Annotated in this window: 14 protein-coding genes and 1 tRNA gene; 5 read left to right on the forward strand and 10 right to left on the reverse strand. The window is 62.1% G+C overall.

What is annotated here, in order from left to right; all coding sequences use genetic code 11:
* Positions 1-36 precede the first annotated feature (36 nt).
* Entirely contained in the window at positions 37-3,090 is a 3,054-nt protein-coding gene (locus FEZ21_RS16625; protein WP_160627870.1) for an FAD-binding and (Fe-S)-binding domain-containing protein, read from the forward strand.
* Positions 3,091-3,243: 153 nt separating this feature from the next.
* Here the strand turns inward: FEZ21_RS16625 and FEZ21_RS16630 are convergent.
* Together FEZ21_RS16630 and FEZ21_RS16635 are read right to left on the reverse strand one after the other, a co-directional pair.
* Positions 3,244-3,319, reverse strand: a tRNA-Asn gene (locus FEZ21_RS16630).
* 64 nt (positions 3,320-3,383) lie between these two features.
* Positions 3,384-4,580, reverse strand: a complete 1,197-nt coding sequence (locus FEZ21_RS16635) for an amino acid aminotransferase (protein ID WP_003446280.1) — start codon at positions 4,578-4,580, stop codon at positions 3,384-3,386.
* Between the two features lie 334 nt (positions 4,581-4,914).
* Between FEZ21_RS16635 and uvrB the strand changes: the two genes are divergently transcribed.
* Positions 4,915-6,930 carry an excinuclease ABC subunit UvrB gene (uvrB, locus tag FEZ21_RS16640; RefSeq protein WP_003446281.1) on the forward strand — a complete coding sequence of 672 codons (2,016 nt, stop codon included), beginning with the start codon at positions 4,915-4,917 and terminating at the stop codon, positions 6,928-6,930.
* A 132-nt stretch (positions 6,931-7,062) separates the two neighbouring features.
* Here uvrB and FEZ21_RS16645 read toward each other — a convergent pair whose 3' ends face one another.
* Entirely contained in the window at positions 7,063-7,485 is a 423-nt protein-coding gene (locus tag FEZ21_RS16645; RefSeq protein WP_003446282.1) for a RidA family protein, read from the reverse strand.
* Between the two features lie 148 nt (positions 7,486-7,633).
* On the opposite strand from FEZ21_RS16645, the gene FEZ21_RS16650 reads away from it, so the two are divergent.
* The gene (locus FEZ21_RS16650) at positions 7,634-8,785 is read left to right on the forward strand and encodes an MFS transporter (RefSeq protein WP_010657443.1); all 1,152 of its coding nucleotides are present in this window, start codon (positions 7,634-7,636) and stop codon (positions 8,783-8,785) included.
* A gap of 178 nt (positions 8,786-8,963) precedes the next feature.
* Here FEZ21_RS16650 and FEZ21_RS16655 read toward each other — a convergent pair whose 3' ends face one another.
* The gene (locus FEZ21_RS16655) at positions 8,964-9,986 is read right to left on the reverse strand and encodes an NAD(P)-dependent alcohol dehydrogenase (RefSeq protein ID WP_127196420.1); all 1,023 of its coding nucleotides are present in this window, start codon (positions 9,984-9,986) and stop codon (positions 8,964-8,966) included.
* A 105-nt stretch (positions 9,987-10,091) separates the two neighbouring features.
* On the opposite strand from FEZ21_RS16655, the gene FEZ21_RS16660 reads away from it, so the two are divergent.
* A complete protein-coding gene (locus FEZ21_RS16660; RefSeq protein WP_160627872.1) occupies positions 10,092-10,973 on the forward strand; it encodes a LysR family transcriptional regulator in 882 nt (293 codons plus the stop codon).
* A 456-nt stretch (positions 10,974-11,429) separates the two neighbouring features.
* On the opposite strand, the gene FEZ21_RS16665 is transcribed toward FEZ21_RS16660, so the two are convergent.
* The 3 genes from FEZ21_RS16665 to FEZ21_RS16675 all read right to left on the reverse strand — a co-directional run bounded on the left by FEZ21_RS16665 (position 11,430) and on the right by FEZ21_RS16675 (position 15,496).
* The gene (locus FEZ21_RS16665) at positions 11,430-13,847 is read right to left on the reverse strand and encodes a TonB-dependent receptor (RefSeq protein ID WP_003444894.1); all 2,418 of its coding nucleotides are present in this window, start codon (positions 13,845-13,847) and stop codon (positions 11,430-11,432) included.
* Between the two features lie 159 nt (positions 13,848-14,006).
* Entirely contained in the window at positions 14,007-14,978 is a 972-nt protein-coding gene (locus FEZ21_RS16670; protein WP_003444895.1) for a FecR family protein, read from the reverse strand.
* A gap of 23 nt (positions 14,979-15,001) precedes the next feature.
* Complete coding sequence (locus tag FEZ21_RS16675) at positions 15,002-15,496, reverse strand: sigma-70 family RNA polymerase sigma factor (protein WP_010657397.1); 495 nt, start codon at positions 15,494-15,496, stop codon at positions 15,002-15,004.
* Positions 15,497-15,683: 187 nt separating this feature from the next.
* Between FEZ21_RS16675 and FEZ21_RS16680 the strand changes: the two genes are divergently transcribed.
* Positions 15,684-16,451 carry an ATP-binding cassette domain-containing protein gene (locus FEZ21_RS16680; RefSeq protein WP_003444899.1) on the forward strand — a complete coding sequence of 256 codons (768 nt, stop codon included), beginning with the start codon at positions 15,684-15,686 and terminating at the stop codon, positions 16,449-16,451.
* A 15-nt stretch (positions 16,452-16,466) separates the two neighbouring features.
* On the opposite strand, the gene fhuF is transcribed toward FEZ21_RS16680, so the two are convergent.
* The 3 genes from fhuF to FEZ21_RS16695 all read right to left on the reverse strand — a co-directional run bounded on the left by fhuF (position 16,467) and on the right by FEZ21_RS16695 (position 22,798).
* Positions 16,467-17,231 (reverse strand): siderophore-iron reductase FhuF, encoded by a 765-nt coding sequence (gene fhuF, locus FEZ21_RS16685; RefSeq protein ID WP_160627874.1) that lies wholly within the window; start codon positions 17,229-17,231, stop codon positions 16,467-16,469.
* Between the two features lie 85 nt (positions 17,232-17,316).
* A complete protein-coding gene (locus FEZ21_RS16690) occupies positions 17,317-18,666 on the reverse strand; it encodes a lysine N(6)-hydroxylase/L-ornithine N(5)-oxygenase family protein (protein WP_160627876.1) in 1,350 nt (449 codons plus the stop codon).
* A 73-nt stretch (positions 18,667-18,739) separates the two neighbouring features.
* A complete protein-coding gene (locus FEZ21_RS16695) occupies positions 18,740-22,798 on the reverse strand; it encodes a non-ribosomal peptide synthetase (RefSeq protein ID WP_160627878.1) in 4,059 nt (1,352 codons plus the stop codon).
* Between the last annotated feature and the right edge of the window lies 1 nt (position 22,799).

Below are 22,799 nucleotides of genomic sequence, written 5' to 3' on the forward strand. Positions count from 1 at the left end.
TACAGAAACGAATTCACTCAGCAGGAAACGCCGTCAATGATCGCCCGCCTCGTCCCCACGAACAGCCCGCAAGACATCTACCAGGCTTTTGTGCAGCAACTGAAAAACGAAGGGTTCGAAGGCGAGATCGCCAGCGATCATGGTTCACGCACGGTGCTGGCCACCGACAATTCAATCTATCAACGTCTGCCCCGGGCCGCCGTGTTTCCAAAGCATGACGCTGACGTCGGGCGAGTGACCAGACTCGCAGCCCAGCCCCGGTTCCGCTCGGTGGTACTGACGGCCCGCGGAGGCGGTACCGGCACCAACGGCCAGTCCCTCACCGACGGCGTGATTGTCGACCTCTCAAGGCACATGAACCGGATTCTCGAGATCAACGTTGAGGAGCGCTGGGTGCGGGTACAAAGCGGCGTGGTCAAAGATCAGCTGAACGCTGCGCTAAAGCCCCACGGCCTGTTCTTTGCCCCCGAGCTGTCCACCTCGAACCGGGCCACCATTGGCGGAATGATCAATACCGATGCCAGCGGCCAGGGCAGCTGCACCTATGGCAAAACCCGCGACCACGTATTGGCGCTGTCCACTATCCTGCTGGGCGGCAACAGGCTCGACAGCCAGGCCGTGGAGGCCGGCCATGCCCGGCAGCAAGCCAGCCGCCAGGACATGATCGGCGAGGTCTATCGCTGCACCCAGGAGATTGCCGACAACCAGCAACAGCTGATCCAGGACATCTTTCCCAAGCTCAATCGCTGCCTCACCGGCTACGACCTGGCCCACCTGCGCGAACCCGATGGCCGCTTCAATCTCAACAGCGTGCTGTGCGGTTCCGAGGGCAGCCTGGGGTTCATTGTCGAGGCCCGGCTCAATGTGCTGCCGATCCCCCGCCATAGCATTCTGGTCAACGTGGGCTACGCCGGTTTCATGGACGCGTTGCGCGATGCCAAAGCACTGATGGCGCTCAAGCCGCTGTCGATCGAGACCGTGGACTCAAAAGTACTGATGCTCGCGATGCAGGACATCGTCTGGCACGGCGTGGCTGAATATTTTCCCCAAGACCCCGCCCGCCCCACCCTGGGCATCAACCTGATCGAATTCAGCGACGATGATCTGCAGCGCCTGGAGCAGCGCGTGCATGACTTCACCCGGCACCTGAAATCCGACACCAGCGTCAGCCGTCTGGGCCATACCCTGGCCATCGGCAGCGAGGCGGTGAAGCGTGTCTACAGCATGCGCAAACGCTCAGTGGGGCTACTGGGCAACGTCCAGGGCGAAGCCAGGCCCCAGCCATTCGTCGAAGACACCGCCGTGCCACCGGAGAATCTGGCGGACTACATCGCCGAGTTTCGCGACCTGCTCGATAGCCACGGCCTCGAATACGGGATGTTCGGTCATGTGGATGCCGGCGTCCTGCACGTCAGGCCGATCCTTGATATGAAAGACCCGCAGCAGGCGGCACTGATCCGCCCGCTTTCGGACGCCGTCGCGGCACTGACGAAAAAGTACGGTGGCCTGCTGTGGGGCGAACACGGCAAAGGCCTGCGCTCTGAATATGTGCCTGAGTTTTTTGCCGGGCTTTACCCCTCGCTCCAGGCCATCAAGGCAGTATTTGACCCGTTCAACCAGTTGAACCCGGGGAAAATTGCCACACCGGCGACGCTGGCTGCAGCCGCATTGACCCGGGTCGACGAAGTCCCGTTGCGCGGCGACCTCGATCGCCAGATAGATCAACGGGTGTGGCAAAGCTATCAGACCGCCGTTCAGTGCAATGGCAATGGCGCCTGCTACAACTTCGATCCCGATGACGCCATGTGCCCATCCTGGAAAGCCACCCGCAACCGCATCCACTCACCCAAGGGCCGCGCCTCCCTGATACGCGAATGGTTGCGCCTGCAAGGTGCCCAGGGCGTGGACGTACTGGGCAATCAAGCGCCAGCTTCGGCCCTCGGGCACTGGCTTGGCAAAGCCCGCAACACCCTCGCCCGACAGTTGGGGCAAAAGGATTTCTCCCACGAAGTCTACGAGGCCATGAGCGGTTGCCTGGCCTGTAAATCCTGCGCCGGACAGTGCCCGGTCAAGGTCAATGTCCCGGACTTCAGGGCACGCTTTCTTGAGCTTTATCACAGTCGTTACCTGCGCCCGCTCAAGGATTACGTGGTCGGCTCACTGGAGTTCAGCATTCCCGTTATTGCCCGCTTCCCGAGGCTGTACAACGCCATGCTGGGCGCCAGGCCGGTCAAGTGGATGCTTGAACATGGGGTCGGCATGGTCGATAGCCCGCTGCTGAGCCTGATGAACTTCGAGCAGCTGTGCGCCACATGGAAGGTGCAGACGGCGACGGTCAAAACCCTGTCCCGACTGACCCCGCAGCAGCGCAAGCGCAGCGTCATCCTGGTGCAGGATGCATTCACCCGCTACTTCGAGACGCCGCTGGCCGCACAGTGGATAGAGCTGATCGCGCGGCTTGGCTATCAGGTCTACCTCGCGCCGTTCTCGGCCAATGGCAAACCCCTTCAGGTGCAAGGCTTGCTGGGCGCCTTCAAGAAAGCCGCAACCCACAATGCCCGGAGCCTGCTGGCCCTGCAAAACTGCGGCGTGCCGCTGGTGGGACTGGACCCGGCGATGACCCTGGTCTACCGCCAGGAATATGCCAAGACCCTGGATCACGGCACGGTGCCCCAGGTTGCCCTGGCGCAGGAGTGGCTGGTGAGCGCCATGCCGATCCAGCCACCGGCCGCCGCGCAAAAGGTCTTTCACTTCTTGCCCCATTGCACAGAGCGCACCAATGAGCCCGCGAGCATTGATCTGTGGCAAAAGGTATTCGCAGGATGGGGGCTGAGCCTCAAGGTTTTGCCCAGCGGTTGCTGTGGCATGTCCGGCACTTACGGCCATGAAACACGCAACGTCAAAACTTCGAAGATCATCTACTCGCAATCGTGGCAGCCACTGGTAGAGCAGCATCACGGCGACGGTACGCTACTGGCGGACGGGTATTCCTGCAGAAGCCAGGTCAAGCGCCAGGACGGCAAAGAATTGCTGCATCCCCTGCAGGCGCTGCTTGGGCATTTGCGTGAGGGCGATCAACCCCCCCGGTAATCGCCGGCCGGCGATGATCGACGATAAAACCCGTGACTGCTGTTGGACGCGGCGTTTTTCAGATCATCGCCAGGCAGGCCCGCTTCGACCCGGGCCCGGGCAAAAAATCACGGGCAAAAAAAAGCCGCTATCGCTAGCGGCTTTTTTACTATCTGGCTCCACGACCTGGACTCGAACCAGGGACCCAATGATTAACAGTCATTTGCTCTACCAACTGAGCTATCGCGGAATGGCGTCTATCTTACTGATATAAAAAGAGAAGTCAACACTTTCGATGACTTCTCAGGGATTATTCAGATGACCTGAACAATCGCATCGGTAACCGCTTCAATGTTGCGCTGATTCAAAGAAGCGACGCAGATACGGCCGGTGTCGAGGGCATAGATACCGAACTCGGTACGCAGACGCGCCACTTGCTCAACGGTCAGGCCGGAGTACGAGAACATGCCACGCTGACGCGCAACAAAGCTGAAATCGCGCCCCGGAGCCTTCTTCGACAGCAGCTCTACCATTTGCAGACGCATGCCGCGAATGCGCAGGCGCATTTCAGCCAGCTCTTCTTCCCACATTGCACGCAGCTCAGGGCTGTTGAGCACCGCTGCGGCGATGGTTGCACCGTGGGTCGGCGGGTTGGAGTAGTTGGTACGGATCACACGCTTGACCTGGGACAGAACCCGGGCGCTCTCATCCTTCGACTGGGTGATGACCGACAATGCACCCACGCGCTCGCCGTACAGCGAGAACGACTTGGAGAACGAGCTGGAAACGAAGAAGCTCAGGCCCGACTCGGCGAACAGGCGCACTGCTGCGGCGTCTTCGTCAATGCCGTCGCCAAAACCCTGGTAGGCCATGTCCAGGAACGGGATCAGGCCTTTGGCCTTGACCACGTCCAGCACGTTCTGCCAGTCGGCCGCCGTCAGATCGACGCCGGTCGGGTTGTGGCAGCACGCGTGCAGCACAACCACAGAGCCAGCCGGCAAGGCGTTGAGGTCTTCGAGCATGCCGGCACGGTTTACGTCATGGCTGGCAGCGTCGTAGTAGCGATAGTTCTGCACCGGGAAACCGGCTGCTTCGAACAATGCGCGATGGTTTTCCCAGCTTGGATCGCTGATGGCGACCACAGCACCCGGCTGCAGCTGCTTGATGAAGTCGGCACCGATTTTCAGTGCACCGGTGCCACCCACGGCCTGGGTGGTGATCACACGGCCAGCGGCCAGCAGCGGCGACTCGGCACCGAACAGCAGCTTTTGCACGGCTTGGTCGTAGGCGGCGATGCCATCGATCGGCAGGTAGCCACGGGATGCATGCTGAGCAACCCGGATCGTTTCGGCTTCGACAACGGCACGCAAGAGTGGAATTCGTCCCTCCTCGTTGCAGTAAACACCGACCCCCAGATTCACTTTGCTGGTACGAGTATCGGCGTTAAATGCTTCGTTGAGGCCCAGGATAGGATCGCGTGGTGCCATTTCGACAGCGGAGAACAGGCTCATTATTACGGCGGCTCTGAATGGGGAATGGAGGGGGTGACAACGCTCCAGCCGATTGCACTAGAGCGGTGCACAAACGGGGAGCAAGTATAAAGGCGATAGCGATTCGGGCAACAGGGGATTCCCGGTTTTGGCCAAGTATTTGCCTTTATTTTCGAGCCACTGGTCCAATTGCATGCTTTGCTCCGATGTCCATGTCAGAACGGCGCCTTGAAACAGTCAGTCACGACCTCCATATTTAGCCGTATCCTGTTTTCTCCTGCGGCTTGCGTCGCATGCAGTCTTTCTCGATCTACCAAGGTCCAAGCCTTTGATAGATGCGACCCAGAGGTCCGTTATGCCCGATTTCCAGCTAGTTACCCGCTTCGAGCCCGCAGGCGATCAACCCGAAGCCATTCGCCAGATGATCGAAGGCATCGAGGCCGGGCTGTCGCACCAGACCCTGCTCGGGGTAACGGGTTCGGGCAAGACCTTCAGCATCGCCAACGTGATCGCCCATGTGAATCGCCCGACCCTGGTGCTGGCCCCCAACAAAACCCTCGCGGCGCAGCTGTATGGCGAGTTCAAGTCGTTCTTCCCGAACAACGCGGTGGAATACTTCGTCTCGTACTACGACTACTACCAGCCTGAAGCCTACGTGCCCTCCTCCGATACCTTTATCGAGAAGGACGCCTCGATCAACGACCACATCGAGCAAATGCGCCTGTCTGCAACCAAGGCGTTGCTGGAGCGCAAGGACGCAATCATCGTCACCACGGTGTCGTGCATATACGGCCTGGGCAGCCCGGAAACCTATTTGAAGATGGTCTTGCACGTCGATCGTGGCGACAAACTCGACCAGCGTGAACTGCTGCGCCGCCTGGCTGACCTGCAGTACACCCGCAACGACATGGACTTCGCCCGCTCGACGTTTCGGGTACGCGGCGATGTGATCGACATCTACCCGGCCGAATCCGACCTCGAAGCCGTGCGCATCGAACTGTTCGATGACGAAGTCGAAAGCATCAGCGCCTTTGACCCGCTGACCGGCGAAGTCATCCGCAAGATGCCGCGCTTTACCTTCTATCCGAAAAGCCACTACGTGACGCCCCGGGAAACCCTGCTGGACGCAGTCGAAGGGATCAAGGAAGAACTCAAGGAACGCCTGGAGTACCTGCGCGCCAACAACAAACTGGTGGAAGCCCAGCGTCTTGAACAACGCACCCGCTTCGATCTGGAAATGATCATGGAGCTGGGCTACTGCAACGGTATCGAAAACTACTCGCGCTACCTCTCCGGTCGCGAGTCCGGAGCGCCGCCGCCGACCCTGTTCGACTACCTGCCGGCCGACGCCTTGCTGGTGATCGACGAGTCCCACGTCAGCGTGCCGCAGGTGGGCGCCATGTACAAAGGCGACCGTTCACGTAAAGAAACCCTGGTGGAGTACGGCTTTCGTTTGCCGTCGGCCCTGGATAACCGGCCGATGCGTTTTGACGAATGGGAACGCATCAGCCCGCAGACCATTTTCGTCTCGGCCACCCCCGGCAACTATGAGGCCGAGCATTCGGGCCGGGTCGTGGAACAGGTGGTGCGTCCGACCGGCCTGGTGGACCCGCAAATCGAAATCCGCCCGGCACTGACCCAGGTCGACGACCTGCTGTCCGAAATAGCCAAGCGCGTGGCGCTGGAAGAGCGGGTGCTGGTCACCACCCTGACCAAGCGCATGTCCGAAGACCTCACCGACTACCTGGCCGACCACGGCGTGCGCGTTCGCTACCTGCACTCGGACATCGACACCGTGGAGCGGGTCGAGATCATCCGCGACTTGCGCCTCGGGGTATTCGATGTGCTGGTGGGGATCAACCTGCTGCGTGAAGGCCTGGACATGCCCGAAGTGTCGCTGGTGGCGATTCTCGATGCCGACAAGGAAGGCTTCCTGCGTTCCGAGCGTTCATTGATCCAGACCATTGGCCGTGCCGCCCGTAACCTCAATGGCCGGGCGATCCTGTACGCCGACCGCATCACCGGTTCGATGGAACGGGCGATTGGCGAAACCGAGCGCCGTCGCGACAAACAGATCGCCTTTAACCTGGCCAACGGAATTACGCCCAAAGGCGTGTTCAAGGATGTCGCCGACATCATGGAAGGCGCAGTGGTGCCCGGCTCGCGCAGCAAGAAGCGCAAAGGCATGGCCAAGGCGGCCGAGGAAAACGCCAAGTACGAAAACGAACTGCGTTCGCCGAGCGAAATCAGCAAGCGCATCCGCCAGCTGGAAGAAAAAATGTACGCCCTGGCCCGCGACCTGGAGTTCGAGGCCGCGGCACAAATGCGCGACGAAATCGGCAAGCTCAGGGAGCGGTTGCTGCAGGTTTAATCCCCGCCCAACCCTGATCCTGATCCTGATCCTGACACTGACCTGTAGGAGCGAGCTTGCCTCGCGAGCTTTTGATCTTGAAAGAGCTCGCGAGACAAGCTCGCTCCTACAGGGTGTGATGTTTGCGGTGCCTCAGTCAGCCACCGCCGCCACCGCTTCTACCTCAAACAGCATCGCCTCCAGCGCCAGGCGCGGCACCGGAATCAAGGTGCAGGCCGGCGCCGGTAGCGCTCCCCAGACCCGCGCAATTTCCGCCCCCAGAATATGCAAGCGCTCCTGACTGTGATCAACGATCAGTACCGTCAGCTTGGCCACATCCTTGATCTGCGCATCGGCAGCGGCCAGGGCAATCTGCAGGTTGGCGAACGCCTGTCGTACCTGCCCGGCGAAATCCGCCGCAAGCTCACTATCGGCGTTCTCTCCCCCCTGACCCGCGGTGTAGACCAACCGCACATTCGGCGCCAGGCGGGCCACATGGGAATAGCCATTGCCCGAAGGGTCATACAGACCGGCAGGGTTCAGCAGTTGCACGGCGGGGTGAAGATTCTTGTCCATAAAAGTCGCACCTTGGGCAGTTGAATTTGCAAGCGCGCCATTCAACCACTGCCGCCCGTGCCTGTACCAGTGCCCTCGCGGCACAGGTCGCAAATATGTCAGGATGATGCGCAGCTGCGCGACACAGACCCGACACCCAAGGATGAACATGACCGCCATCAACACTCAGACGCCTTTTGTTCCAGGGCGCCTCGAACAAATGTCGACCCGCATCGCCTTTTTTATCGCCGGTTTCGGACTGGCCGCATGGGCGCCACTGGTGCCCTACGCCAAGGCCCGGGCCGGGCTCGATGAAGCCACCCTCGGCCTGTTGCTGCTGTGCCTCGGCGCGGGCTCGATTCTGGCAATGCCCATCGCCGGCCTGCTGGCCACGCGCTTTGGCTGTCGCCGGGTGACGATTGGCGGCACCCTGCTGATTTGCCTGGCGCTGCCGCTCCTGGCCACCGCCAGCTCCATACCGCTGCTGATCGCCACATTGTTTGTATTCGGCGCAGGCCTGGGGGTCGTTGATTCCACCATCAACCTGCAAGCGGTGATCGTCGAACGCGCCAGCGGCCGCAACATGATGTCGGGCTTCCACGGTCTGTTCAGTGTCGGCGGGATTGCCGGTGCGGCCGGTGTCAGCGCCCTTCTGGCGCTGGGGATGACGCCGCTGTGGGCAATTATGGTGGTGATTGTGCTGACCCTCGCCGCCTTGCTCAAGGCTGCGCCGCACCTGCTGTCTTACGGCAGTGAGAGCACCGGCCCGGCGTTTGCAGTGCCCCACGGCGTGGTGCTGTTTATCGGGCTGCTGTGTTTTACCGTGTTCCTGGCCGAAGGCGCGATGCTCGACTGGAGCGCGGTGTTCTTGACCACCGAGAAACAGATCGGCGAAGCCTATGCCGGGCTTGGCTATGCCGCCTTTGCCGTGACCATGACCGCTGGCCGCTTGACCGGCGACAGCATCGTCAGACATCTGGGGGCGCGCCGGGTGATAGTCCTGGGCGGTCTGTTCGCCGCAGCCGGGCTGGCGCTGGCAACCCTGGCGCCGGGCTGGGAACTGGCCCTGGCCGGCTATGCCCTGGTGGGTATCGGTTGTTCCAATATCGTGCCGGTGCTGTACACCGCGGTCGGCAAACAAACCGTAATGCCCGAGAACATTGCCGTACCGGCCATCACCACCCTGGGCTATGCGGGGATACTGGCGGGCCCGGCGGCCATCGGCTTTGTCGCCCATGCCAGCAGCCTGAGCATTGCCTTCCTGTTGATCGCCGCCATGCTGGTGGCCGTAGCCATCAGCGGACGGATCCTGAAGGTCTAAAAATAACCCCGCCCTCTGCAGGAGCGAGCTTGCCTCGCGAGCTTTTCAAGATCAAAAGCTCGCGAGGCAAGCTCGCTCCTACAGGGGAAATCCCCGTGCATTGGCCGAAGGTCCAAAAATGGCCCCGCCCAGGTTGCCGGCTGGGCGGCCAGTGTCACTGCTGTCGTGGTGATGAAAATCAGGCTTGTCGACCTGAAACATCCACCACGATTTTCCCCAAATGGTTGCCTTGAGCAAGGGCCTTCAGCGCCTCTGTGGCTTGCTCAAAGCCAAAGACGCTGTCAATTATCGGGTGAAGCCTGGCTATGCCTGCAAAGGCATTGAGTGCTTCGAACATCTCTCTGGAGCCCACCATCATCCCTCGCACAATCGCACTCGTTTGTAAAAGGCTCAGGGCATTGATCGTTTCACCGGGAGGCACTCCAAGCAGACTGACAATACCCCCTGCGCGGGCACTTGCAATTGATTGAACGAGGCTTCCCGGCGCCCCCGTCTCAACAACATAGTCAGCGCCCATGCCGCCTGTAAGTCGCAGAACTTCCTTGCTCCACTGCGGCGTCGTACTCGTATTGATGGTCTCTATCGCACCTAACTTGCGAACTTGAACGAGTTTTGCTTCTTTCGACGATGTAGTGATAACCCGGGCACCTGCGGCAAGGGCTATCTGGGCCGCAAAGATTGAGACTCCACCAGTACCCAGGGTCAGTACCGTCTGGCCGGGTTGTAGCGCTTTGAGGCCATATAGCGCGTTCCACGCCGTCACACCTGCTACCGGCAAGGTTGATGCCTCGCGATATGACATGTGCTCAGGGATCGCCACAACGCCTTGTTGATCGAGAACGACGATCTCCGCCAGCATTCCATCGAGCGAGCCGCTGAGCATGTTGTCAAAGGCATCGTCTGGTTGTCGTCCGCCAAACCAATTCTGTACAAAGATTCCAGCCACACGGTCGCCGACTTCCCAGCGCGTTACACCTTCTCCGATTGCGATGATTTCACCCGCGCCGTCAGAAGCCGCTATAGCCTGAGGGCTATGGACAGGGAATCCGTAGCCCTTGCTTGCCAGCAGCACATCGCGAAAATTGAGTGACACCGCGTGTACTCGAATCGCAACCTGTCCACGACCAGGCTCGGGATCGGGACGCTCTACCAGCTTCCAGGTATCAAGACCGCTTTGATCGCCAATTTCATAAGCTCGCATTTTTGAATCTCCTAACAATCAATCATCAATCGAAGGAGAGTCTACCCGCCCCGGGGTAGAATTTATGGCTCAACACATTTGATCCAATGGTGAGGAAAATTCAACATGAAAGCGAAGATGAGCGAGCTGTCTGCTTTCGTTGCTGTCGCCACACACCTCAGCTTTCAAAAGGCAGCAATTGAGCGCGGAGTCACACGTTCGGCGATAAGCCATGCAGTCAAAACCCTGGAGCAACATCTAGGCGTCAGACTGCTCAACCGCAACACCAAAGCTGTGAGCTTGACCGAACCGGGTGAGGAATTACTGCAACGCCTCAAGCCTGCTTTCGATGAGGTTGCCAGTGCACTGGACGATCTTAATAAATTTCGCGGTACGCCCTCTGGCACGGTCAAGCTAACGGTGCCCCGGGCCGTAGCGCACCTGATTCTTGGTGGGGTCCTGGCCAAGCTCTTGCGTGAGAACCCCGGCCTTTGTGTTGATGTATCGTGCGACGACAGTCTGGTTGACATCGTGGCAGGAGGTTTTGACGCGGGCATCCGATTTGGCAGGAGCTTGAGGCCTGACATGATCGCCATACCCTTGAAGCAAAACCTCGAATTTGTGGTTGTTGGCTCGCCGGAATATTTTCAAGGACATGACGTACCGAAAACGCCGGAAGACCTCTTGGCTCACAGTTGCATTCGCTACCGCCTCGCCAGTGGTGTGGTTTTTCCGTGGGAGTTTGCCAAGGGGAAAGAACAGGTAAGCGTCGAAACCAACGGCAGGCTGACGCTGGACGACCAGCGAATGATGATCGAGTCTGCCCTGGCGGGATCAGGATTGGCCCTGGTTTTTTCAGACCTTGTAAAAGCTGAAATTGAGAGCGGCCAGCTTGTCCGATGCTTGAAAGGGTGGACATGCTCAATTGGTGATCTTTACGTTTATTACAGCAATCGACGTCACGTCCCCGCAGCGTTGAGGGCACTGATCAACGCTCTGAAGGAATAGTAAGCATGGGCATAAATAGCCCCGCATTCCGTAGGAGCGAGCTTGCCTCGCGAGCTTTTCAAGATCAAAAGCTCGCGAGACAAGCTCGCTCCTACAGGGGTAAATCCCGTGCCCTGCCCGAAGATCCAAAAATAGCCCCGCACTCTGTAGGAGCGAGCTTGCCTCGCGAGCTTTTCAAGATCAAAAGATCGCGAGACAAGCTCGCTCCTACAGGGGTAAATTCCGTGCCCTACCCGAAGATCCAAAAATAGCCCCGCACTCTGTAGGAGCGAGCTTGCTCGCGAGCCTTTCAAGATCAAAAGATCGCGAGACAAGCTCGCTCCTACAGGGGTAAATCCCGTGTCCTGCCCGAAGATCCAAAAATAGCCCGCATTCCGTAGGAGCGAGCTTGCCTCGCGAGCCTTTCAAGATCAAAAGATCGCGAGACAAGCTCGCTCCTACAGAGACGGGCGGGTTTCAGAAGCCCACGCTTGCCTGGACGAAGAAGGTGCGGGGTTCTCCGAGGTAGATCCCGGAGTTGTTGTCGCTGGAACGGGTGAAGTACTGCTGGTTGAACAGGTTCTTGATCCCCGCGCCCACTTTCAGGTTCGACGCCTCAGGCCCGAAGTCGTAGCCCACACGGGTGCTCCAGGTCGCATACCCCGGAATGTCTCCGTATTGACCGTCCGCGGTCGGGTCGGTGATGTAGGTGCCGCCGGTACCCGGCGCATGCTGTTTGGACTGGGCAAACATGTCGAGGTTGTAGGTCCAGCGGTTGACCGCATAACGCGCCCCCAGGTTGGCCACCTGACGCGAATACAGCGGCAGGTCGCGGCCCTTGAAGTTCATGATGTCACCCTCGGCCACCGCCTTGGTGTAGGTGAACCCCGCATTGACCGACAGCCCGTCAAGACGGGCATCCAGCGCCGCCATGTCGTAGTGGATCGAGGTCTCGATACCCTGGTGCCTGGTGGCTCCAAGGTTGGTCCAGCCCACATCGTTGCTGATGTATTGCAGCTCATCGGCAAAGTCGATGTAGAACAGTGTCACTTCACCGCCCCACACCCCATTGTCATAGCGCGTCCCCAGTTCATAGGTCTTGGCTTTTTCCGGACGCAAACCTGCCGCCGTCTGGTCCCCCGTGCCACCCTGCCCCAGCTGGAAGTACTGCAGGCTGCCAAACGAAGTCTCGTAGTTGGCAAACAGCTTCCACGCGTCCGAGAGGTGGTACATCACGCTCAGGGCCGGCAGCGCTTCGCTACTGTCGATGCTGCGGTTTTTCTCCGGCACCGGCACACCCTTGCCATCCAGCACCGGGCGGTCGTGCCAGTTGGTGCTGATGCGCTCGAAACGGATCCCCGGGGTGACCGTCCAGTTACCGACATCGATCTTGTCATCGATATAGAAGGCGTTGGCCTCCGTGCCCCCGGTTCGGTCCTGATACACATGACCGTCGCCTTTGGGCCCCGGCACCGGCACGTTATCCACCAGTTCCAGCATGCTCGCCTGCTCGTGCATCGCTTCCTTGAGGTAGCGATAACCGACCCCAACCTCCTGGGTCACCGGCCCCAGCGTGAAGACATGGGACACCCGTGGCTCGATGCCGAAGGTGTGATAGTTACGCGGGTAGGCCGACAGGGTTTGCAGGTTGCGCGCGGCAATATTGCTGCCACGGAAACTGTCGGTGTAATAGGTCAGGACTTCAAACTGGGTCTGGTCGTCGATCTGGCGCAGGTACTTGAAGGACACGTCCTTGCGCCGTCCGCTGAAGTTGTCGTAGTCGCGCACCGACTGGTACGGATCGGCGTCGAACTGCGCCTGGGTCAGGCCCCCGGGCATGTCCGCCGTGGCGTCGTAATAATGGAAGTTGAGGCTGAAATCATCCTGATCGGTGGGCGCCCAGTGGGTCTTGAGCAACACGTCAGTGATGTCGTTGTCATTGTTGCGTGCCCGATAGCCATCACCCTTGACCCCGGAGTACAGCAGCGCCGCACCGATACCATTGTCGGCGGTACCGCCCAAAAAGGCCGACTCCATGTGCTTCCAGCCACCACGCTCGGAGGTCTCCAGGGTGGTGCCGACTTCACCGGCAAAGGTTTCGGGAATCGCCCGGGTCACAAAGTTGATCACCCCGCCCACGTTCTGTGGTCCGTAACGCACCGAGCCGGCACCGCGCACCACGTCGATGCTGTCCAGGTTGCCCGAGGAAATCGGCGCCATTGCCAACTGTGGCTGGCCATAAGGGGCGAAGGCCGCGGGCACTCCGTCAATCAACACCGTGGAGCGCGGCGACAGGCGCGAGGTCAGGCCACGCACCCCCACGTTCAGGGAAATATCACTGCCACCGGTGCCATTGGGCGCCTGTACCTGGACCCCGGGGATCTTCTTCAGCACGTCGCTGACATTCATCGCGCCCTGCTCGACCATCGCTTCGCGGCGCACCACGGTACGGGCGCCGGGATGGTTCTGCACCACCGCCGCATTGGCATCACCCAGCCAGTCGCCCACCACTTTCACATCCACCGGGCCCAGTTCCAGCGGGCCGGAAGCCGCTGAAGCACTGACCGCAGGTGCTGCCTGCAGGATCACCGCATCGCCGTTCAATTCGTAGCTCAGGCCGCTGCCCTGGAGCAATGCGTGCAATGCCTGCTCCGGCGACAAATTGCCATCGACCGCCGGGGCCTGTTTGCCGGCCACCAGCTGCGGGCTGAAGAACACCTGCAATGAAGTCTGGCGGGCCAGCTGGCTCAGCGCTGCGCCCAAAGGCTGGGCCTGAATATGGATGGCACTGGAGGCAGGCTCACCGGCAAACGCAGCCGGCAACCCCGCACTGACGGCCAGGGCCAGTGCCAGCGGCAACCAGCGGCCTGGTTTAATCGAAAAAGAGCAGCTCAAAGGTGTTTCAAGCGCAGAAAGTCGCCCACGGAGATTGTTATTTTTCACGTCGAGTCTTGCCCTGTAGATCGCACTTGAGTGCGACTGTTAATGCAAACCAGTTGCGGTTGATCTAGAAGACGAAGAACTCGGAAAAAACCTGAATCCAGCAGCCAATTATTATCGGGCCACTATTTCCTGACTGCCGTCCGCACGGGTGTTAATGGCCACCGGCAAGATTCGCGGCAAGGCCTTGAGCAAGGCATCGGTGTCAGCGGTTTTGAACACGCTGGTCAGCCGGAGCCGGGCCACGGCCGGATCGGTCACGTGCAACGGCTGCTGACGATAGCGCGAGACCTCGGCGGCCACTTGCGCCAGGCTTGCATCATTGAACTGCAGTTGCCCCGTGCGCCACGCCGTCAGCGCCCGGGTATCCACCGCCAGCGGTGCGTCTACCTGCCCCTGTGCATCGACCCGGGTGCCAAGGCCCGCGGTCAGGCTGACCGCGCCCGAGGCATCGCTGCCCTGCACCCGGACATGCCCCGACTCCACCGCAACCCGGGCCTGATCACCGTCGCGACGGACATCAAAGCGGGTGCCGGTAACCGTCACCTGCCCGGCACCGGCGCGCACCACAAAGGGTCGGGACGTATCATGGGCAACGCTGAACATCACCTCGCCCTGCTCAAGCTCGACCCTGCGCTGCTGCCCCTCGAAGCTGACCTTGACCCGGCTGCGACTGTTGAGCTCGATCGATGAGCCGTCGGGCAACTGCACTTCACGGTATTCACCCGCCAGTGTGGAAAATTCGCCGTGATAAGCACCCGGCTCCTGCCATTGCAGGCTTAAACCGGCCCCCAGCGCCAGCAACAGGCTGGCGGCCAGCCCCCAGGCCATGACCGAACGGCGTTTGGGCGCTCTGTCCGGCAGTTCACACAGCGCCTGCAAGCGGGCTTTTGGCAGCAGATCGGTGGCCGACCACAGGCTTGCCAGCCATTGGTACTCAGCCTCATGGCTGGCATCCCGGGTGCGCCAGGCCTCGAATTCGGCCTGCTCGGCAGGGCTCAGGGACTGTGCCTGCACCCGCGCAAACCAGGTCGCGGCGGCATCGCGCACGCTCGCGCTGTCACCCGTACAGTCACGGCTATCCATCATCCTGTCCTTATCTGATGTCGTCACGGCGCCTCCACCCGCTCACGCAGATGGCGCAGCGTGCGGATCATATACTTTTCCACCATGTTCCTGGACAGCCCCAGGCGCTCGGCAATCTCGGCCTGGGTCAGGCCTTCGATCTTTTGCCAGACAAACACCTTGCGGCAATTGAGCGGCAGTTCCTGCAAGGCTCTTTCAACCGCCTCGGCCAACTGGTAAGCGCGCATGTACTGCTCCGGATCGCCCGTTTCGCACGAGCTTGGGGGAACGGCAGCCTGCTCCTTGGCATCGCGTAACTCTTCCCGGCGAAAACCGTCGACCGCGATATTGCGCGCGGTCTGATGCAAATAGGCACGGGGCTGCTCGACCGCATCCGGGCCGGATTCGAACACCCGGACAAAAGTGTCATGAGCCAGATCCTGCGCCTGCTGACGATTGCGCAGACGGCGGGTCCAGGTCCCGATCAACTCATCGTAATATTCAAGAAAACCCGCCCGGCGGGGCGCTTTACGAGTCATCGCTCTGGACTACAAAGGTGGGGGTGCGAATAGTAATGCTTCCTATTAATGCAGGCAATGACTTGCCCATGGCGCTGCCGCCCCCGCCTGCCCGACAACCGTCACCGGCAGCGGTTTGCGCCATACAATCTTTGATAATGGTTCTTATTTGCTCTAGATTAGGCTCCTTTTGCCCCAGGACCCTCCCATGTTCGAGTTGCAGGCCGTCTCTTTCGACATTCCCGAGCGCACCCTCCTGTACCCGCTGGACCTGACCCTGCCCCATGGCCAGATCATCGGCCTGATCGGGCATAACGGCTCGGGGAAATCGACCCTCATCAAGTTGCTGGCCCGCCAGCAAGTCGCGAGCCAGGGCACAGTGAAACTCGATGGCGTGCCGTTGCCGGCCTGGAAAAACCGCGAATTCGCCCGCCAGGTGGCCTACTTGCCGCAACAACTGCCGGCCGCCGACGGCCTCACCGTGCGCGAACTGGTGCGCTTTGGCCGCTATCCCTGGCATGGCGCCCTGGGACGCATGAGCGAGGAGGATCACGCCCAGGTCGAACAGGCCATGGCACTCACCCACACCGGCGCCTATGCCGAGCGCCTGGTGGACAACCTCTCCGGCGGCGAACGCCAGCGGGTCTGGCTGGCCATGTTGCTGGCACAGAACAGCCGCTACCTGCTGCTCGACGAACCGACCTCGGCACTGGACATCGCACATCAGGTAGAGGTGCTGGGGCTGATTCGCGAACTGAGCCACAAACTGGATCTGGGGGTGGTGGTGGTGCTGCATGAAATCAACATGGCGGCGCGCTACTGCGACCACCTGGTGGCGTTGCACAGCGGCCGTTTACTGATCCAGGGGCCACCGGCAGAGCTGATGAACAGTGCCGTGCTGGAATCCATCTACGGCATCCGTATGGGCGTCATGCCCCACCCCCACGACGGCTCGGCAATCAGTTTTCATTACTGAACCGGTGGCGGATTTTTATCCCGCCCGCACGCAAGAAGGCTTGCCGGACGGCTTGACCTTCAACGGGCAGTTGCCGCACAGCTCGAGTTCCGGCAGCAGGTAGCGCACGCAACAGACCTTGCGCTCGCGGCGCATGGTCGGCTGGCCCTGTTCGTCGGTGACCGGCAGGTACTGCACCGGCTGGAACAGCGGGTTGCGGCTGCCATCGGGGCGGACCCGGGTTTCCAGCAGCGCACGCCCCGCAGCCAGGCGTTCGGCAGGCATGCCGGCCCTGGCCATCAGGTTGAGCAGATTTTCGAAGTAGTTGCCGGCATTGCTCCACAGCACCTTGGGTGAAACCTTGACCTGGCTGGCGATGGCCTGGAACAGCGGCTGCAAATGGTCGTCCAGCAAGCCCGCGAACAGCTCGAACGGATCACTCACCTGGGGCGCGAACGGCTCGCCCTTGCCCGACAGGCGAAAGCCCTGGGGCAGATGCCCCTCGTCCAGCAGCACGGCGGTGTCGGCGAGAGCCAGCGGCAGGCGCCAGCGCAGCAATAATGTGGCGCCCATCACCGGCGGCAAAAGCTTGACGATGTAGTGCTTGGCCCACAAAGACGCCAGGGCCCGCCGGTCGTCGCCGTTATAGCGCTGAGCAAAACCGCCCAGCACGTCGCTGAAGGCCGCAGGCGCCAGGAGCACGTCACAGGGAATGGCCGGACGAGGATCGTCGGCCAGCACCAGCACCTCCCGGTAGGCTTCAAAATCACCGCGAAACAGCGGTGCAAGCACGTCGATCATCAGCCCCTGGCACCCTGTTCAAAAAGGTAAATGAGAAACAGCATCATTCACCCAGCATACCCGAACCGCCGCCCGGATTCAGCCATCAGGCCGAAACGCTGTGCAGGGCCCGTGCTTCCTGGCCCGAATGGGGCTGGCGAATGCCATCCAGACGTTGCTCCAGGGCGGCGGCAATTTCCCCCGAACGGGCCGGCAGCACGGACAACAGGGTGTCGCTCAGGCCATGGGAATGCTGGCTGAAACCCTGGATAAACACCGGGGTTTCCAGTTCCGGGCTTGCCAGCAGTTGATAGTCGCGATCGACCCGAAAATCGTCCAGATAGTCCTTGAGCGGAGCCAGCAGCTCGCGATGGGAGCGACGTTCGTAGCCGGTCGCCAGGATCACCGCATCGTAACGCCGCGCCTCGCTGCTGCCGGTGGCCAGATCCCGCAGTTGCAACTGCACGCGGCCATCCACATCAATGGCGCTTTCGATCATGCGCCGGCAGAGGAAGGCGTGGCGCTCGCTGCCGCTGACTTTCTGGCGATAGAGAATGGCGTAGATGCGCTCGATCAGGTCCAGGTCCACCACCGAATAGTTGGTGTTGTGGTATTCGCGGATCAGCCGCTCGCGCTCGGTTTCCGGCTGATTGAACACCAGGTCGGTGTAATCGGGGCCGAAGATCTCGTTGACGAACGGGCTGTCGTCGGCGGGCTTGAGCACGGCCGCGCGCAGGATCATGTCGACCTGCACGTTCGGGTAGTTGTCACTGAGGTCGATAAAGGCCTCTGCGGCGCTCTGCCCGGCACCCACCACGGCAATCCGCATTGGCTCGCCACGGCTGCACGCCTGGGTGGCCATGGCCGACAGATAGCGCGCATGGTGAAACACCCGGGGGTCGTCCTTGAACCCGGCAAAGGCCGGGGGAATCTTCGGCGTACCGCCGGTGCTGACGATCACCGAGCGGGTCTGGCGGCTCACTTCACGGCCTTGCTGGTTCTGGCTGATCACATTCAGCCGCTGCACCCGGCCGTCCGCTTCCACCACCGGCTCGACGCGCAGCACTTGCTCGCCATAGCGGCTCTGCTCGGCGAACTGCACGGCGACCCAGCGCAGATAGTCGTTGTACTCCATGCGGCACGGATAAAAGGTGCCCAGGTTGATGAAGTCCACCAGTCGGCCATGGGCCTTGAGGTAGTTGACGAACGAGAAGCGGCTCGACGGGTTGCGCAGGGTCACCAGGTCCTTGAGGAACGAAATCTGCAGTTCGCTCTGGGCCACCAGGGTATTGCCATGCCAGTTGTAGTCGGGCTGGCGCTCCAGGAACAGCGCGTCGAATGCCTTGCCGCCCTGCTCCGCGCGCTCTTGCAGGGCAATGGCCAGGGCCAGGTTGGAAGGGCCGAAGCCGATGCCGATCAGGTCGTGGGTGGCCGTCGGGTTGAAGTGCTGGGTCATGGGACCGATTCCTTCCTGTAGAGAGTGAGAGAGCGGTGGCCGGACCCGGGTCCGGCCGCTGGAGAATGTGTCTTTAGAAGACGCTTGCGGCCTCGGCGAATTTAACCCCCTCTGCCTGGCCATTGAGTTCAAGAGCCGCCAGAGCCCGGGCAAAATCGGCCATGAAGACCGGGTGACGGATGATGTCCAGATGGTGCGCATCGGCCACACAGCTGTGCTCGGTCACCTCCACCAGCGCGCTCCAGTCCCGCAGGCGCTCGCTGCGGGTCTGGGAATCGGCGGCCTGCCAGACATGGGCCGCCACCGGCAACGGCGCGTGCACATGGCGGGCGGCTTTCAAGCGTTTGTCGAGCAAGGCCCATTGTTCGAATTCCCGGGACAGCAAGTCCGGTCCGTCGCTGGGCAATTGCCCGTCGTGGGCCAGCACATGCTCGGTCAGGGCATCACGCTCGCGCTCGTCCATCAGCGCGAACAATTGCCGCCACTGTCTGGCCATGGCCGAGCGTGCCAGCCAGCTTTCCAGCAACGGTTGTGCCCGGGCATGTGCGCCCTCGTCGAGGGCCTGGCGCGGGTGAAACGGCACCGACTCAAATACATCCACCAGGCCAAGGAACTCGACCTGCGCCCGTCCTTGCAGCAGGCGCGCGGTTTCCAGCGCCAGCTCGCCCCCGGACGACCAGCCGAGCAAGGCGCAGCGCCCGCCCTTGACCGTGCGCGCGATGTAATCGGCGTACTCCCGGGCCAGCGCGGGCAGATCATAGCCACGCCAGCGTTGCTCGGTGTAGACGTGACTGACGAATCCATACACCGGCCGTGAGCCGCCCAGGGCATCCACCAGCGGCTTGAATTCACTGCTGTTGACGATCAGCCCCGGCAGGCAGAACAGCGGCACTCCGCGCCCCGAACGCGACAGGAACACCACCTGCGGGTCGTTCACCGGCGGTGGCGCCAGACGTTCAGCCAGCGCCGCCAGGCTCGGGGCATTGAGCAAGTCGGCCAGGGTCAGCTTGCGCTCACCCTGCAGGCCCTGCTTGCGGATGCGCGCCAGTAATTTGAGGCTCAGCAGCGAGTCGCCCCCCAGTTCGGTAAAGGAGGCGTCGCGGCAAATAACCGCCTGCCCCAGCAAGTCGCTCCACAGCTGCGCCAGCGCCTCTTCCACCGCACCGCGCGGGCCCTCGCCCAGGGGCCGGACCGTTTGCGCCAGGGTCAGGGCGTGCCGGTCAAGCTTGCCGTTGGCAGTCAGCGGCAGCTGCTCCAGCACTGTCCAATGGGACGGCACCAGGGCGTCCGGCAATTGCCTGGCCAGGGACTCGCGCAGGGCTTGCACAGCCATGCCTGGCTCCAGCACCAGACAGGCATGCAGTTGATCGCCGCCCTCTTCCCCGGGCATGGCGATCACGGCCGCATCCCGCACCCCGGCCAGACGCCGCAGCGCGGCACTGACTTCGCCGGGCTCGACCCGATAACCACGGATTTTCACCTGGTCATCGCTGCGGCCCAGGTATTCCAGGCTGCCGTCATCCAGCCGGCGTACCCGGTCACCACTGCGATACAGGCGTGTACCGGGTGCGCCGAACGGGTCCGGCACATAGCGCTCGGCAGTCAGCCCCGGGCGGCCCGCGTAGCCCTGGGTAACACCCGGGCCGCCCAGGTACAGTTCACCGCTCACCCCTCGCCCCACCGGGTTCAGATAAGCATCCAGTACCCGGGCCACAACGGCGGCCAGCGGAGTGCCGACGGGCAAGGTGCGGGCGCGCAGCGGGTCGGCAGCGGCGGCGTCCTGGCACAGCGCCCCCACAGTCGTCTCGGTGGGGCCGTAGTGGTTGAACACCCGCAACTGCGGGGCCAGCTGGCGAATCTGCTGCAGCAGCCCCCAGGACGTGGCTTCGCCGCCGAGGATCAAGCTGTGCCGCGGCAGCACCCGGGCCGGATCGCGGGCGTTGAGCAAGGCCTGCAAATGACTGGGGGTGATTTTCAGCACGTCGGCTCCCTGTTCGCTTTGCCATTGGGCAAAAGCATCGGGGTCGAAGGCCTGATCATCGTCGGCCAGGTGCAGCACCCCGCCTTTGCTCAGGGCGCTGAACAGCACCGTGTGCCCGAGGTCGGCGGCCACCGTCGAGACCATGGCGAAGCTGCTGCGGGCCGGCAATTGCAGGCGCTGGCTGAGCCCCGCGACATAGGCGGCCAGGTTGCCGCGACTGGCGACCACGGCCTTGGGCGTGCCACTGGAGCCTGAGGTGTAGATCAGGTACGCGGGCAACTGCGGCACCCGGGCTGGCCAGGCCCTCAGCACCGCGGGCAGGGTCGAATCCGTCTCCAGCGCCAGCCAGTCCAGGCCCGGCACCCCGGGATCGGCACCCAGCACCAGACACGCCCCGCTGTCGGCCAGGACTGCCGAGCGGCGTTCGGCCGGCCAGCGCGGGTCCACGGGCACATAGGCGGCGCCACACTTGAGGGTGGCCAGAATGCCGGTCACCAGCCCCGCTGTACGTCCGGTCAACAAGGCCACCCGGTCACCGGGACCTACGCCCCGGGCCAGCAGCTGTTGGCCAAGGGCCTCGGCGGCGCGGTCAATATGCCCGCGGCTGAAAGTCAGACCGTTGCAGGTCACGGCTGCGGCGTCAGGGCTGAGCAGATGCTGGCGCTGCCAGGCATCAAGCACATCCTCAGTGGCGATTGCCGGTGCATCGGCGTGGTATTCAGGCTTGACGGCAAGTTCCAGCAAGGGTTGCTCCGGCGCCAGACTCACGGCTTCGGCCAGCACTCGCAGCTCATCCGCCAGGGCTTCGATGCGCCCGGCATCGAACAGGTCGCAGGCATAGGCGATCAGCACTTCGATGCCATCGGCGCGGTCTGTGAAGTCCACACTCAGGTCGAAATGCACTTCCCCCGCCACCAGCCCGTCCAGCCCCATGGACAGATCGGCGAAGCGCTGCGGGCGGCTGGCCGACTGCTCGGTGCACTTGACCTGGAACAGCGGGTGAGTGCCCGCCTCGCGGGGTGGCGCCAGCGCTTGCAAGAGCTGGTCGAACGGCAGTTGGGAATGTTCCTGGGCCTGGAGCAAGGTGCCGCGCACCTGATGCAGCAGCGCAGTAAAACTGCAGCGCTCATCGACCCGGTTGCTCAACACGCTGAGGGTGGTGAAGTAGCCCACCACCCGTTGGGTTTCAGCCCGCGAGCGGTTGGCCAGCGGCGAACCGATGCGCACGCTGTCGGCGCCACTGTGGCGGGCGAGCAACAGGTTGAGCAGCGCCAGCATGGCCATGAAGGTGGTGGCGCCGCCGGCCTTGGCCAGGTTGCGCAAGCGTTGGCTGGTATCGCCGGGCAATTGCACGCGCACACTGGCACCGCGTGACTCGCGAAGCGCGCTGCGGGGGCGGTCCAGCGCCAGCGCCAGGGGCGTGTGATCGTCCCCCAGTTGTTTGCGCCAATAATCCAGTTGCCGGGTTTGCTCCCCCGCATCCAGCCAGCGTTGTTGCCAGCCGGCGTAATCGGCGTATTGCACGGTCAGCTCCGGCCATTGCGCGGCCTGCCCCTGACAGCGCGCGGCATAGGCCGTGGCCAGATCTTCGATGATCAGGCCGATGGACCAGCCATCGGCAAGGATGTGATGCAGCACGATCACCAGCCGGTGCTGCCGGGTATCAAGGCGATGCAGTTCCAGTCGCAGCGCCGGTTCGGCCAGCAGGTCAAACGCCTGGCACGTCAGCGCCTGGGCCCGTTGCCGCGATGCGCCCTCGTCCAGTTCCAGGCAGGCCAGTGGCTGGAACTGCTGCGGGTTGACCCGTTGCTGCGGTTCGCCGTCGGCGTCCTGGGTAAAGGAGGTACGCAGCGCTTCGTGACGGGCGCGCAAGTCGTTGCAAGCCTGCTCCAGGGCCTCGACATTCAGCAGCCCCCCCAGACGCAGCCCCCCCGCCAGGTTATAGGCCGGGCTGTCCGGCTCACGCTGCCAGGCAATCCACAGGCCGCGCTGGGCGGCGGACAGCGGTGAGGCATCCGGCCGGGGCAGCGCGACCATCGGCAGGTCGGTAAAGCGGATGCCGTTTTCCTCGAGCCTGGCGAGAAAAGCCTGGCGCCGCTCAGGGGACAGTTCGGCGAAACGCCGGGCGATTTGGTGCGGATCAATACTCATC

Source organism: Pseudomonas sp. 9.1(2019) (genome assembly GCF_009910445.1).
In the GTDB taxonomy this organism is placed as follows: Bacteria; Pseudomonadota; Gammaproteobacteria; order Pseudomonadales; family Pseudomonadaceae; genus Aquipseudomonas; species Aquipseudomonas paraversuta.